Raw genomic sequence first — 13,558 nt, 5'->3', positions numbered from 1 at the left:
GTTGAAGGGGTATTATCAGGCATACATTGGAAGTTTTTCAGGCACCGGGAAGAGTTATGCTGGAACAGACAGAAGTGCAACGCTATTTGCAGCGAATCGGTATTCGTTCGCTGCCTGAAGACCCCACTTTACGACTACGCACACTCCATTTCGCCCATCTGACCCATATCCCGTTTGAGAATCTGGATGTGGTGTTTGCCAAACCCATCCAGCTCAATCAACAGGCGATTTTTCAAAAAGTGGTTGAGGCACGGCGCGGCGGCTTTTGCTATGAATTGAATTACGGCTTTTATCTGTTGCTACAGGCGCTGGGTTTTGATGTGCAGATGCTGGCCGGGCAGGTATGGAATGAAGACGGCCACTACGGGCCGCCGTTTGACCATCTGTTCTTGCATGTTGCTTTGCCGCAAGGCCCGGTGATTGCCGATATCAGTTTTGGCGATGCATTCAGTATCCCGCTTCCCCTGTCTGGTGAGGTGTCGCAAGAGGCCTTTGCGTGCTATCGGGTGGTCGCTGAGGATGGCGGCGAGTACCTGTTACAGCAACAACCGGCGCACGGACAGTGGCAGCCAATGTATCGTTTCACGCTGCAACCCCATCAACTGGACGCGTTTACGGCGATGGCCGATTACCATCAGACGTCGTCGGCGTCGCCATTTACCCGCAAATCTCTGTGTACTCGCGCCACGGCACAGGGGCGGGTGACATTGTCGGATAACCGTTTGATCATGACCCGGCAGGGGCAGAAAACAGAACAGTGCCTGAGCCGCTACCGTGACTATCTGGCCTGTTTACGCCAGCATTTCGGCATTGTGCTGGGTGATGAGTATGACAGCCAACGTTGGTTCAGCCAGTTTGAGACGAGCGAGGCGTGCAGCACGGCCAGACCCTGACCGCGTCGGTCAGCGTCTGGCGGCATACCGTTAGCGGAACAGCGTCTGTGCCCAGCGCGCCAGACCGGCGGTAACAGAACCGAAGTCATCGCCGCTGGCTATCGGCACATCGGGCAGGCATTGACTAATGGCGGCGCGCAGCTGTGGCGATCGCGCGCTGCCACCCGTCAGATAGATAACATCCGGTTGGGTTTGGCTGCTGGCTATCACCTGTGTTACCTGCTGTTTGATGTGCTCAATCGGCTGGACGATGGCGCTTTCGAGCGCCGAGGCGTCAATTTCGGTGTGCAGCGTTGGTGCAATGAACGTTAACGCAGCCTGTGAGCGCTCAGTGGTCGATAGTGCAATTTTTTGCTCTTCGGCCAGTCGCACCAGTCGGTAACTCAGCCGTTGCTGCCACACCGTCAGCAAATGTTCGACATGCTGAGGCTCGCGGGCATCACGGATGAGATTACGCAGCAATCGCCCGCATGCCTGACTGTAGAACTCTATCTGCGCGGGCACATCGTTGATGGCAACCGCGTTCCACCACGGCATAATCGGAAGCGCGTTGCCTTTTTCCGTTACGCCATTCATGCCCAGTAATGGGCAGAACTGACGAAATGCCAGCATAATGTCCAGATCGTTACCGCCCACCCGACAGCCGCTGTGCCCAAGCAGGCTGTGTGTGCGATCGCTGCGGGCGCGCCAGTCGGGGCCCATCAGGATCATCGAGCAGTCCGTCGTACCGCCGCCGATATCTACCACCAGCACCCGCTGTTCTCTTTCAAGCGTGGCTTCGAAATCAAGGCCTGCGGCAACGGGCTCAAACTGAAACGCGACCTCATGGAAACCCGCGCGCTTTGCCGCACGCTCCAGAATGCCCTGAGCCTGACGATTAGCCTCTTCGCCGCCGGTGCCCTGAAAATTGATAGGACGGCCAATAACGGCGCGCTCCAGCGGGGCGTCCAACTGGTGTTGCGCTTGGTCACGGATATGCAACATCATTGCACAGACCAAATCCTCAAACAGCGCTAATTGCTGTGGTTTCAGGCCGCTGGCGCCCAGAAACGATTTCGGCGATTTGACGAACCAAACCTCCTGAGGGTCTTCCATGTAGAGCGACAAGGCTTGCAGGCCGAATTGAACGCTCTGCGGCTGCACCTGAATATCTTCTTCACGGTTGTAGGCTATCGCCCGTTGTAGCAGTTGTGCGTTTTCCCCGGCTGCCGCCACATGATGATGCCGCCACAACCATTCACTGATAGCCTCGCGGCTGGGCGCGCACAACATGGAGGGCAGATAGGGCGATTGCTGCTCCAGAGACAATAAACGCGGTGTTCCGTGTTCCATCACTGCCAATGAGCAATTGGCAGTCCCATAGTCAAAACCAATAAACATGATGTTGTTATCCCCATGCCAATAGAGAAGGGGCGGGAATTTACCGCGAGTTTGCAGGGTTGTAAATAATCAGGAAGATAAAAGCGCCAGCACCGCTGGGTGACGGTGCCCGGCGACGGTCGTGTGGCTAAGATTGATGAGGCGTCGCCACGTGTTGATTCAGCCAGGTTTTCGTCAATTCATCAAACGGCAGCGGGCGTGAGAAATAGTAGCCCTGCATGAAGTTGATTTGTTTGTTGCTGAGGAATTCGGCCTGATACGGGGTTTCCACCCCTTCGGCAATGGTCATCAGGTTCATCTGCTGCGCCAGGTCGATAACACAATTCACCAACGTGCTGGATTGCGGGTCATCCTCATCAATCATGCTGACAAAAGATTGATCTATCTTGAGAAAATTCACCCGTAGCTTGCGCAGATAATCAAAATTAGAGTAGCCCGTGCCAAAATCATCCAGCGCGATAGACATTCCCGCCGCACTTAACTTGCTAAAAAAGCCGAGCACCTCTGGCGTCAGGTCGATTTTTTCCCGTTCGGTTATCTCAATCATCAGGTGGACTTTCTTGTTGCCGAATGCTGCCACGAAATTCTGGCAGTCGCTAATAAACTCTTCTGACTGGCAATGCAGGGCGCTGATGTTAAGCGCGACGTGTAACTCATCAGGCAAGCTATCAAGATGGCTGAGTAAATCCCGCAGTACCTGGCTCATCAACGAGCGCGTCAGCGGAATAATCAGGCCGCTCTGCTCACACAGGGGAATAAACACATCGGGAGAAATAAATCCGCTTTTGGGATGGAACCAGCGCGCCAGCACTTCAACACCGTACATCTCGTGCGTTTTGGTGCAGATAACCGGCTGATAATAAGGGATAACTTCCTGTTGATCGATAGCCCGTCGTATACCATCGTAGGGGGTGTTGAAACGGCGGGAATATTTATAGGCTAAGATGCCGGAACAAAAGGCAATCAGGAAGATGACGAGCAACGTCATTTTTTCCTGATCCCAGAATATCATTAGATTATAAGAGGTTGCCATCGGGAACATAATGGCGAAATGGTAACGTTGGGATGAAATGGTGACAAAATTCGGGTGCTCGCTGGTTTTGAAGGGTTGCACCCTGTTTTCCTGTGATACCCAACTGTTGCCCACCTTGAAATACAACTCGCGCCGCTTACTAAGAAGACCTAACACGTTGGTTAAATGCGCCGCATGAATGCCAATCCCGACGCTGCCATTCAGCGTGGTTTCCAGGTACATCACCAGCGATTTGTCCGGGGTGACGGAGTTACCGGGTAGCAGCACCAACTGACCCATAAAAAAGCGCTCCAGCGCGGCAGGCCGGTTATCGACCCCGTAGAGCGATGAGCAATAAACAATATCGTTTCGAATCAGGCTCACCGTGCGCAGGTGGGGCTCGGTGGCCGCCGCCATGTTCAGGATACGGATAACATCGGGTGTACAGGGCTGGGTTAACAAGGGGCGGGTATGGAGTACCGCATCGCGGGCTTCATCGATAATAGCCTCGATACTTTTGGCCGCTCGTTCAGCTTCCGCATAGGCTAACCGTTGGTCTGAGCGATAATTTTGGTAATAAATAGCCGAAGAGCCCAAGACCATCATCGCCAAAAACGTCAGAAAAGCGATCAGTTTATTCATGTGTGTATGGGCCCTTGGCTGATCTTTATTGTTGTATGCCGACTGTTGTATAACGACTGCTGTATAACGGCTGTCGTATACCAATGGTTGTATACCAATGGTTGTATAGCAACTGTTGTCGTATACCAACTATTGCCATATACCGACAGGCGGGCCGACTCATTGCATCAAAATACGCCAGCGGCGTCGTAATGATAAAGACTCGGCCAAGCCGCTGATTCGATAAAGCCAGCCTATAGGCCCTGCCTGACTCAGCGTATTACGGTTCTGTGTGTTCCAACGGGCTGGTGTCCCCGGCCACTGGCGCGTGTCAGCACCGGGGCGATTCCCGGTTACTGACATGCGCCAGTTGGTATAACTGACATCGAAAAATGTGCGCTATGTGATTAATGCGCGTTAAGTTATATCGGCGATTATCGCGTTGATTTTAGGCGTTCTTCGCGATACAGAGCACAAAAATGATGAGACATGTAAAATGTTGCCGTTACCAATAGGATTATATTGCCTGGGTATGGCGCGCCATCTCCTCAAGTAAATCGCTGACGAACGTCAGCCGCTGCGGGTAACTATCCAGCGCGGTAATGAATTTAAGCCGGGTCGGGCCGTCTAGCCGATACAGTTTCGGGTTGCGCTGCAATAACCCTATCAGGTAGGTCGGGTCAACGCGGTTATGCGGGCCGAATTCGACAAATCCGCCTTTGTCATTCCCTTCAATCCGCTTGATACCGAGCGTTTGCGCCAACTGGCGTAGAGCCGCGACCTGTAGCAGGTGGCGCGCGGCATCCGGCAAGGGGCCGAAACGATCAATCAGCTCGACTTTCAGCTCATCCAGCTCACGGCTGGTGGTCGCGCTGGCGATGCGTTTATAGAAGGACAAGCGGGTATTGACGTCAGGCACAAATGCCTCCGGCAACAGCGCTGGCAGGCGCAATTCCACGTCCGTCTGGCTGCTGATTAAATCCTCCAGCGAGGGTTCGCGCCCGGCCTTGAGCGACTCAACCGCGCTTTCCAGCAACTCCATGTAAAGCGAGAAGCCCACGCTTTCCATCTGGCCGCTCTGATCCTCGCCCAGCAACTCCCCGGCACCGCGAATCTCCAAATCATGGGTGGCCAGCGCAAAGCCCGCGCCCAAATCCTCCAGTGATGCGATAGCCTCAAGCCGTTTGTGCGCATCGCTGCTCATCGCTTTGGGGTTGGGGGTCAGAAGATAAGCATAAGCCTGATGGTGTGAGCGTCCGACGCGGCCACGCAACTGGTGTAACTGCGCCAGGCCAAAATGGTCGGCCCGTTCAATAATGATGGTGTTGGCGCTCGGAATATCAATGCCGGTTTCAATAATGGTGGTACAAACCAGTACGTTGAAACGCTGGTGATGGAAATCGTTCATCACCCGTTCAAGATCGCGCTCGCGCATCTGGCCGTGGCCGATGGTGATGCGGGCTTCCGGCACCAGTTCTGTCAGGCGCTGGGTGGCTTTTTCAATATTTTCGACATCGTTATAAAGGTAGTACACCTGCCCGCCGCGCAGTATTTCACGCAGAATGGCCTCGCGCACCACCAGGCTGTCATATTCACGCACAAAGGTTTTCACCGCCAGACGGCGTGCGGGCGGTGTGGCAATAATCGACAGATCGCGAATGCCGCTCATCGCCATATTCAGGGTACGCGGGATAGGCGTGGCGGTGAGCGTCAGAATATCGACATCGGCCCGCATCGCTTTAATGCGCTCTTTGTGGCGAACGCCAAAGCGGTGCTCTTCATCGACAATCAACAGCCCCAGATCGCGCCAGCGAATGTCGCTTTGCAGCAATTTATGGGTGCCAATCAGAATGTCCACCTTGCCTTCCTGCGTGTGTTCCAGCACCTGCGTCTGCTCTTTTGCGCTGCGAAAGCGCGAGAGCATGTCGATGCGTACCGGCCAGTTGGCAAAGCGGTCGCGGAAGTTATCGTAATGCTGCTGGGCCAACAGGGTGGTTGGCACCAGAACCGCCACCTGCTTGTGGTTTTCTACCGCCAGAAACGCCGCGCGCATCGCCACTTCGGTTTTACCAAAACCGACATCGCCGCACACCAGCCTGTCCATGGCGATAGGGCGGCACATGTCACTGAGTACGGCGTTGATGGCCTGAGCCTGGTCGGGCGTGGTGTCAAACGGGAAACCCTCACAGAACATCTGATACTGTTCGCGGTCATGCTTGAAGGCAAAACCATGTCGGGCCGCGCGCTGGGCGTAAACATCCAGCAATTCGGCCGCCACATCGCGGACTTTTTCCGCCGCTTTTTGCCGGGCGCGTACCCAGGCATCGCCACCGAGTTTGTGCAGCGGCGCATTCTCTTGCGCGCCACCTGAATAGCGGCTGATAAGGTGCAGCGAGGAAACCGGCACGTACAGTTTATCTTCACCGGCGTAGTGCAAAATCAGGTATTCGGCTGCGATACCCCCGGCGGTGAGCGTGGTCAGTCCGGCATAGCGGCCCACGCCGTGCTCCAGATGGACGACCGGCTGGCCTGGGCGCAACTCGGCCAGATTGCGAATTAAAGTATCGGTATTGATGGTGCGTCGGTTGTCCTGACGCCGACGCGTGACGCGCTCGCCCAGCAAATCGCTCTCACAAATAAGCGCGCGCTGGCGCAGGGTGTCGATAAAACCGTGCTCGCTGGCACCAATCATCAAATAACAGCCCGATGCGGTGGCCTGATCGAGATGCGTGATAAGTTTTGGTGCCAGCTTGATACGTGACAGCAACTCCTGCAAGGTCTCGCGACGGCCTTCACTCTCGACACAGAAAATGATCGGCCCGTCGAACTGTTCGGTGAAGCGGCGCAGCGCATCCAGCGGCGTTTTACTTTGGTGTACCACCGCCAACTGCGGCAGTGGCTGATAGCCCAGATTCTGGTTGGCGGCTTTATCTGCCAGCGTATCCGTGTGTAATTGCACGCGAGGCCAGGCTTTGAGCGCGCCAAACAGCCCATCTTCCTGTAACCAGAGGTTTTCCGGCGAGAGCAGCGGGCGCATCGGGTCAATGCGGCGGTTGTCATAACGCTGTTGCACATCTTGCCAAAACCGGGCGGCAGCCTGCTGAATATGGCCAACGGAAATCAGCAAGGTGGTGTCCGGCAGGTAGCTAAACAGCGTCGGCAGCGGTTCGGCGAAGAACAGGGGTTGCCAATATTCTATCCCGGCGGGCAGCGTGCCTTTGCTCACCTGCTGATAGAGATGTTCGGCATCGCGGCGCACGTCGAACTGTTCACGCCATTGGCTGCGAAATAACTCAATGGCGGTTTTGTCGCTGGGAAACTCGCGTGCAGGCAACAGGTTAATCTGGGCCACTTCGCTCAGAGTGCGTTGCGTATCGCTATCAAATAGGCGCAGGCTGTCGATTTCGTCATCGAAAAAATCAATACGAAACGGCTCTTCGCTGCCCATCGGAAACAGGTCAAGTAACGCCCCTCGGGTCGCAAATTCGCCGTGCTCCATCACCTGATCGACACTGCGATAACCGGCCTGTTCAAGCTGGCTGCGTAGCCGGTCACGCGACAGGCGCTGGCCTTTTTTCAACATCAGCGCATGGCCGTGCAAAAAACGGTGCGGGCACACTTTCTGCATCAGCGTGTTGACCGGCAGAATAAGCACTCCGCGTGTCAGCGTCGGCAACTGATACAGTGTAGACAGACGAGCGGAAATGATCTCCTGATGCGGCGAGAAGCTGTCATAAGGCAGGGTTTCCCAATCCGGCAACGTCATCACAGGCTCGGCGGTAAATTGCCGTATTTCGTCACGCAGGCGCAGCGCGTTTTGCATATCCGGGGTGATGATAACCACCAATCCGGGGTGACGAGTCACGATCTCCGCGCATTCAACGGCGCAAGCCGCACCGGTAAGCTGCCCCAGCAGGCGTTGTTCACCCGCTTTGCCAGGCAGAGTATAGCGATAGTGTTCTGGCATCATCCGATTATCAGGTCTCGATATCCACTAAGAAAAAGTCGGGAAGAGAGAGGGTTAGGGTTCCATAAAGTGGGTCTACCCTTTATTATCCTTGTTCACTTTGCTTTAGCAACCTCATCCAGACGGATTTCATGTATCAACCTGTCGCACTTTTCATTGGCCTGCGCTATATGCGAGGGCGGGCTGCTGACCGCTTTGGGCGGTTTGTTTCCTGGTTATCGGCCATTGGCATCACCCTCGGGGTGATGGCGCTGGTGACGGTGCTCTCGGTGATGAATGGCTTTGAGCGAGAGCTGGAAAGCAGCATTCTTGGCCTGATGCCGCAAGCGCTTATCACCACACCGCAAGGTTCGCTTAACCCTGAGTCTATTCCGGCGTCTTCACTCTCACACCTGACCGGCGTGCAGCGCATCGCGCCGCTGACAACCGGCGATGTGGTGCTGCAAAGCGCGCGCAGCGTGGCGGTGGGGGTGATGCTTGGCATCAACCCTGATGAGCCGGAACCGTTGGCGAACTATCTGGTAAACAGCCGTTTGCAGCAACTGCAAGCCGGTGAATATCAGGTGATTTTGGGTGAGCAACTGGCGAAACAGCTGGGGGTAAGCCGGGGCGATTCGCTGCGCCTGATGGTAACGGGAGCCAGCCAGTTAACGCCGATGGGCCGTATTCCCAGCCAGCGCCTCTTTACCGTCGCCGGTACGTTCGCCGCCCGTAGCGAGGTCGATAGCTATCAGTTACTGGTCAATCAGCAGGATGCATCAAGATTAATGCGTTATGCGCCGGGGAATATTACCGGCTGGCGGCTGTGGCTTGCACAACCGCTGTCTGTCGATACCCTAAGCCAGCAGGCGTTGGTGCCGGGGGCGGTCTGGAAGGACTGGCGCGATCGCAAAGGGGAGCTGTTTCAGGCAGTCCGCATGGAGAAAAACATGATGGGGCTGCTGTTAAGCCTGATTGTGGCGGTCGCGGCGTTTAACATCGTCACCTCTCTTGGTTTGCTGGTAATGGAAAAGCAGGGCGAAGTGGCCATCTTACAAACGCAGGGGCTGACCCGTCGCCAGATTATGGCTGTGTTTATGATCCAGGGCGGCAGCGCCGGTGTGCTGGGCGCGTTATTGGGCGCGGTGTTTGGCATCGTGCTGGCAAGCCAATTGAACACCCTGATTCCGCTGCTGGGGCTGTTGATAGACGGCGGCAGTCTGCCGGTGCAAATTCAGCCGATGCAAGTCTTGATGATAGCGCTGGTCGCCATGCTACTGGCGCTGCTGTCCACGCTGTATCCTTCCTGGCGCGCGGCCGCCACCCATCCCGCAGAGGCTCTTCGTTATGAGTAATTCCCCTTTATTGGCGTGCCGTCAATTGTGCAAGCGTTATCAGGAAGGCAACCTGTCTACCGATGTACTGCGTGAGGTGTCATTTGAGATACAGCACGGTGAAATGATGGCGATTGTCGGGAGTTCCGGCTCGGGTAAAAGCACCCTGTTACACCTGCTCGGCGGGCTGGATTCCCCCACCTCGGGTGAGGTGATTTTCAAAGAGCAGGCGCTGGGCTCATTGTCGGCGGCGGCAAAAGCGGCGTTGCGTAACCGTGAGCTGGGTTTTATCTATCAGTTCCACCATTTATTGCCGGATTTTTCCGCACTCGAAAATGTCGCCATGCCGTTACTTATTGGTGGCACGGCTCCGGCTGTGGCCAAAGAGCAGGCGCAGGCGATGCTGGCGGCAGTGGGGCTGGCGCAACGCAGCCAACATCGCTCGTCAGAGTTATCCGGTGGTGAGCGTCAGCGTGTGGCGATTGCCCGTGCGCTGGTGAATAAGCCGTCGCTGGTGCTGGCCGATGAGCCGACCGGCAACCTTGACCAACGCACGGCGGACGCCATTTTCGAGCTGCTCGGCGAATTGAACGATCGCCAGGGAACCGCGTTTCTTGTCGTCACGCATGATCTGGCGCTGGCGCGCCGTCTGGGGCGTCAGCTTGAGATGCGGGACGGGCAGCTACAGCAGGAGTTAACCCTGATGGGGACGTCACGATGACCTTTCCTCCTCTCGCGCTACAAATCGGGCTGCGTTTTAGTCGTGGCCGTCGGCGGGGCGGTATGGTGTCGCTGATTTCAGTGATTTCAACGCTGGGTATTGCTCTTGGCGTCGCGGTGTTGATTGTCGGATTGAGCGCGATGAACGGCTTTGAGCGCGAACTGAATAACCGCATTCTGGCCGTGGTGCCGCACGGTGAAATCGAAGCGGTTAACCAGCCGTTTCGCGACTGGCAGCCATTGTTGCCGAAAATCGAGCACGTGCCGGGCGTGGCGGCAGCGGCACCGTATGTCAGCTTTACCGGGCTGCTAGAGAACGGCGCGAATCTCAAGGCTATCCAGTTCAAAGGCGTTGATCCGGCGCAGGAGTTGAAATTGAGCGCGCTTCCGCGTTTCGTGTTGGATGACGCCTGGGCGCGCTTTCACGCCGGGGCGCAGCAGGTCGTTATCGGTAAAGGGGTGGCGGATACTCTGGGGGTGAAAAGTGGCGATTGGGTGACGGTGATGATCCCCAATAGCGACCCGCAAATGAAATTGCTACAGCCCAAGCGCATTCGGCTACAGGTGGCCGGTATTTTACAACTCAGCGGCCAGCTCGATCACAGCCTGGCGCTGATACCGCTGGCCGATGCCCAGCAATATCTCGATCTCGGCGATGGCATTACCGGTATTGCGCTGAAGGCCCAGGATGTCTTCGCTGCACAAAAACTGGTGCGGGATGCAGGTGAAGCGATCGGTGTTTATGTTTATATCCGTAGCTGGATTGGCACGTATGGCTATATGTACCGCGATATCCAGATGATCAGAACCATTATGTATCTGGCGATGGTGCTGGTGATTGGCGTGGCCAGTTTCAACATTGTCTCGACGCTGGTGATGGCAGTAAAAGATAAAAGCGGCGATATTGCCGTACTGCGCACATTGGGCGCAGGCGATGGTTTAATCCGTGCGGTATTTGTCTGGTACGGACTGCTGGCAGGCTTACTGGGCAGCGTGGTGGGCTGTGTGGCGGGCGTTGTGATGACCTTGCAACTGACGCCGCTTATCCGTGCGCTGGAATCACTGACCGGCCATCGCTTTCTCTCCGGTGATATCTATTTTATCGATTTTCTGCCCTCGGAATTGCATCTGCTGGATGTCGTGGCGGTGTTGGCAACGTCGTTACTGCTGAGTTTGATAGCCAGCTGGTATCCTGCGCGACGCGCCAGCCGTATTGATCCGGCACGCGTATTGAGCGGCCAGTAATCTGTCGGCGGGTGCCAGCCGCGCCCGCCTGTCTACCCCCACGGCACAGTAGGGATAACCGTTTCATGCATTACTACGGCTTCGATGTCGGCGGCAGCAAAATTGAAATCGCGGTATTTGACGAAACGCTGCAATGCTGCTGGCGCAAACGTGTGGCGACGCCGCGCGAAAACTACAATGCGCTACTCAACAGCCTGCATGCACTGACAGCCGAAGCCGATGCACTCACTGGCGGTCGGGGGCATGTTGGCATCGGTGTGCCCGGCATCGAACGGGCTGAAACCGGTGAGCTGTTCGCGGCGAATCTGCCGTCGGCAATGGGCCGCCCGCTGCGCGCCGATCTCTCCCGTTTGCTGGCGCGCGAGGTGCGCCTGAGTAATGACGCCAACTGTTTTGTCCTCTCTGAAGCCTGGGATGAGGGCACGTGCCGCTATCCGGTGGTGCTCGGCGTGATTTTGGGTACCGGCATGGGCGGTGGGCTGGTGGTCAATGGTCAGGTGGTGGATGGGCGTAACGGTGTGACCGGTGAACTCGGGCATTTTCGCCTGCCGGTTGAGGCGCTGGATATCCTCAGTGCGGATATACCGCGCTTGCCTTGCGGATGTGGTCGCCACGGCTGTATCGAGAATTACCTGTCTGGGCGCGGTTTTGAGTGGCTGTATAGCCATTTCTATCAACAACGGTTGTCTGCAACGCAGATAATCGCGCAGTTTACGGCGGGGGAACGCAGCGCCCAGGCCCACGTCGAGCGTTATTTGTCGCTGCTGGCTCTCTGTCTTGGCAATCTACTGACGCTGTTTGATCCGCATATGTTGGTGTTAGGCGGCGGTTTATCTAATTTTGATGAAATATATCGTCAGTTGCCGCTGCGTTTACCGGATAATCTGTTGCCCGGTGTGCAACTGCCACGGATTGAAAAAGCCCGCCATGGCGATGCGGGCGGCGCGCGTGGCGCGGCTTTGCTACACTTGATGAGCGCTACGCCGAGCCGGTAACGGGCGTGAGCCACAGCATCAGCGCATTTTTCTCGGGTGTAGTCATACTTCTGATAGGGCTATGCTGAACCGCCCTCTGCAACGCGCTATTATCAAAATACATTCTCGTTAACCTTGCTGAAACCAATAGCGAGGCGGTGTGGGTGAAGACAGGTGTTTGTGAACCGATGTTTGTGAACCGATGTTTGTGAATAAAAGGAGCAGACATGCATTCGCTTTTGCGGTTACATCGTTTTCGACAGCGAAAACGTCTGCGGCATCAGCGCCTGCGTGCCCGTATTTTTCATCTTGATTATCTGGTGGTCAAAAACGTGAATAAGCCACGTGTTGTTGTACTGACCGGAGCAGGGATTTCTGCCGAATCCGGTATTCGCACGTTTCGTGCGGCAGATGGGCTTTGGGAAGAGCATCGGGTTGAAGATGTGGCAACACCTGAAGGGTTTCACCGCGACCCGGCTACGGTGCAGCGCTTTTATAACCAGCGGCGGCGTCAGTTGCAGCAACCAGACATCGCACCCAATGCGGCGCATCTGGCGCTGGCTCGCCTGGAGGCGGCGCTTGGCGATCATTTTCTGCTGGTGACACAGAACATCGATAACCTGCACGAGCGGGCTGGCAGCCAGCGTATCGTGCATATGCACGGGGAATTGCTGAAGGTTCGCTGTAGTCAAAGCGGCCAGGTGTTTGACTGGGCGGAAGATGTCGCCGTTGATGAACGCTGCCACTGCTGCCAGTTTCCAGCCCCGTTGCGCCCGCATGTGGTGTGGTTTGGCGAGATGCCGCTCGGCATGGATAGCATTTATCATGCGTTGTCGCAGGCAGATGTGTTTATTGCTATCGGCACCTCAGGACATGTTTATCCGGCGGCGGGATTCGTCCATGAAGCGCAGGCGCACGGCGCACATACGGTAGAGCTGAATCTGGAGCCCAGTCAGGTGCAAAGCCAGTTTAATGAGCGAATTTACGGCCCGGCGACGGACGTTGTACCGCGCTTTGTCGAAAAGTGGCTTGCCGTTCATGTACCGGTCTTAGAGTAACAAGGGGCGCCCGAGGGAATTATCGGTACGGATTGCCAGCGGGCGTGCGCTGCATCACACCGGCTTTCGATGGGCGATGTTATCCGTGATAGCGCTCTGCCAGCGTGCCGTGGTGCTGCGTTAGCGCATCACGGCGAGCGCGCAGGCACTCATCAATCTGATCGAACGGCAAGGTAGCCTGATGATTATAAAAGCTGTATTCACACTCGCTGCACCCGGTTGCATAGCGGGTATGCACCGGCTTGCGCGGGCGTAATGTCCAGTGACGCAACGTGCGCCAAAAGGCTGTCAGCATAAAACCCTCCTGCATAAAATAACGCGCTGTTATAACCAGCATAGTTGAATCTGGTGAGATTAAAAAATAACCCTTTTAGC

General features: G+C 56.0%; 10 protein-coding genes. 6 read left to right on the top strand and 4 right to left on the bottom strand.

Going from position 1 to position 13,558, the window contains the following annotated elements:
* The first annotated feature begins 56 nt into the window (after positions 1 to 56).
* Positions 57 to 893 (top strand): arylamine N-acetyltransferase family protein, encoded by an 837-nt coding sequence (locus O1Q98_RS04235; protein WP_125259054.1) that lies wholly within the window; start codon positions 57 to 59, stop codon positions 891 to 893.
* A gap of 30 nt (positions 894 to 923) precedes the next feature.
* Here the strand turns inward: O1Q98_RS04235 and yegD are convergent, their stop codons facing one another.
* The 3 genes from yegD to mfd form a co-directional block, all read right to left on the bottom strand.
* Positions 924 to 2,273, bottom strand: coding sequence for a molecular chaperone (gene yegD / locus O1Q98_RS04230; protein WP_125259055.1), 1,350 nt, complete (start codon positions 2,271 to 2,273; stop codon positions 924 to 926).
* A gap of 127 nt (positions 2,274 to 2,400) precedes the next feature.
* Complete coding sequence (locus O1Q98_RS04225) at positions 2,401 to 3,927, bottom strand: EAL domain-containing protein (protein ID WP_125259056.1); 1,527 nt, start codon at positions 3,925 to 3,927, stop codon at positions 2,401 to 2,403.
* Between the two features lie 496 nt (positions 3,928 to 4,423).
* Entirely contained in the window at positions 4,424 to 7,876 is a 3,453-nt protein-coding gene (mfd, locus tag O1Q98_RS04220) for a transcription-repair coupling factor (RefSeq protein WP_205744244.1), read from the bottom strand.
* Between the two features lie 128 nt (positions 7,877 to 8,004).
* On the opposite strand from mfd, the gene lolC reads away from it, so the two are divergent.
* From lolC to cobB, 5 genes are all read left to right on the top strand, one after another.
* Entirely contained in the window at positions 8,005 to 9,207 is a 1,203-nt protein-coding gene (lolC, locus tag O1Q98_RS04215; RefSeq protein ID WP_125259057.1) for a lipoprotein-releasing ABC transporter permease subunit LolC, read from the top strand.
* Positions 9,200 to 9,907 (top strand): lipoprotein-releasing ABC transporter ATP-binding protein LolD, encoded by a 708-nt coding sequence (lolD, locus tag O1Q98_RS04210; protein ID WP_125259058.1) that lies wholly within the window; start codon positions 9,200 to 9,202, stop codon positions 9,905 to 9,907. Before lolC ends, lolD begins: the two co-directional genes overlap by 8 nt.
* Positions 9,904 to 11,151, top strand: coding sequence for a lipoprotein-releasing ABC transporter permease subunit LolE (gene lolE, locus O1Q98_RS04205; protein WP_125259059.1), 1,248 nt, complete (start codon positions 9,904 to 9,906; stop codon positions 11,149 to 11,151). The genes lolD and lolE overlap by 4 nt, the downstream gene beginning before the upstream one ends.
* 65 nt (positions 11,152 to 11,216) lie before the next feature.
* The gene (nagK, locus tag O1Q98_RS04200) at positions 11,217 to 12,146 is read left to right on the top strand and encodes an N-acetylglucosamine kinase (protein ID WP_125259060.1); all 930 of its coding nucleotides are present in this window, start codon (positions 11,217 to 11,219) and stop codon (positions 12,144 to 12,146) included.
* 206 nt (positions 12,147 to 12,352) lie between these two features.
* Complete coding sequence (gene cobB / locus O1Q98_RS04195; protein WP_125259061.1) at positions 12,353 to 13,183, top strand: Sir2 family NAD+-dependent deacetylase; 831 nt, start codon at positions 12,353 to 12,355, stop codon at positions 13,181 to 13,183.
* Between the two features lie 79 nt (positions 13,184 to 13,262).
* On the opposite strand, the gene O1Q98_RS04190 is transcribed toward cobB, so the two are convergent.
* Positions 13,263 to 13,478 (bottom strand): hypothetical protein, encoded by a 216-nt coding sequence (locus O1Q98_RS04190; protein ID WP_125259062.1) that lies wholly within the window; start codon positions 13,476 to 13,478, stop codon positions 13,263 to 13,265.
* Positions 13,479 to 13,558: the final 80 nt, after the last annotated feature.

The sequence above is a fragment of the Dickeya lacustris genome (genome assembly GCF_029635795.1).
In the GTDB taxonomy this organism is placed as follows: domain Bacteria; phylum Pseudomonadota; class Gammaproteobacteria; order Enterobacterales; family Enterobacteriaceae; genus Dickeya; species Dickeya lacustris.
The sequence above is the reverse complement of the archived record's forward strand: the minus strand, read 5'-3'. Positions and strand labels throughout refer to the sequence as shown.

Coding starts and splice junctions, on each gene's coding strand:
- O1Q98_RS04235 (WP_125259054.1), top strand. CDS start 57: ATGCTGGAACAGACAGAAGTGCAACGCTATTTGCAGCGAATCGGTATT.
- yegD (WP_125259055.1), bottom strand. CDS start 2,273: ATGTTTATTGGTTTTGACTATGGGACTGCCAATTGCTCATTGGCAGTG.
- O1Q98_RS04225 (WP_125259056.1), bottom strand. CDS start 3,927: ATGAATAAACTGATCGCTTTTCTGACGTTTTTGGCGATGATGGTCTTG.
- mfd (WP_205744244.1), bottom strand. CDS start 7,876: ATGATGCCAGAACACTATCGCTATACTCTGCCTGGCAAAGCGGGTGAA.
- lolC (WP_125259057.1), top strand. CDS start 8,005: ATGTATCAACCTGTCGCACTTTTCATTGGCCTGCGCTATATGCGAGGG.
- lolD (WP_125259058.1), top strand. CDS start 9,200: ATGAGTAATTCCCCTTTATTGGCGTGCCGTCAATTGTGCAAGCGTTAT.
- lolE (WP_125259059.1), top strand. CDS start 9,904: ATGACCTTTCCTCCTCTCGCGCTACAAATCGGGCTGCGTTTTAGTCGT.
- nagK (WP_125259060.1), top strand. CDS start 11,217: ATGCATTACTACGGCTTCGATGTCGGCGGCAGCAAAATTGAAATCGCG.
- cobB (WP_125259061.1), top strand. CDS start 12,353: ATGCATTCGCTTTTGCGGTTACATCGTTTTCGACAGCGAAAACGTCTG.
- O1Q98_RS04190 (WP_125259062.1), bottom strand. CDS start 13,478: ATGCTGACAGCCTTTTGGCGCACGTTGCGTCACTGGACATTACGCCCG.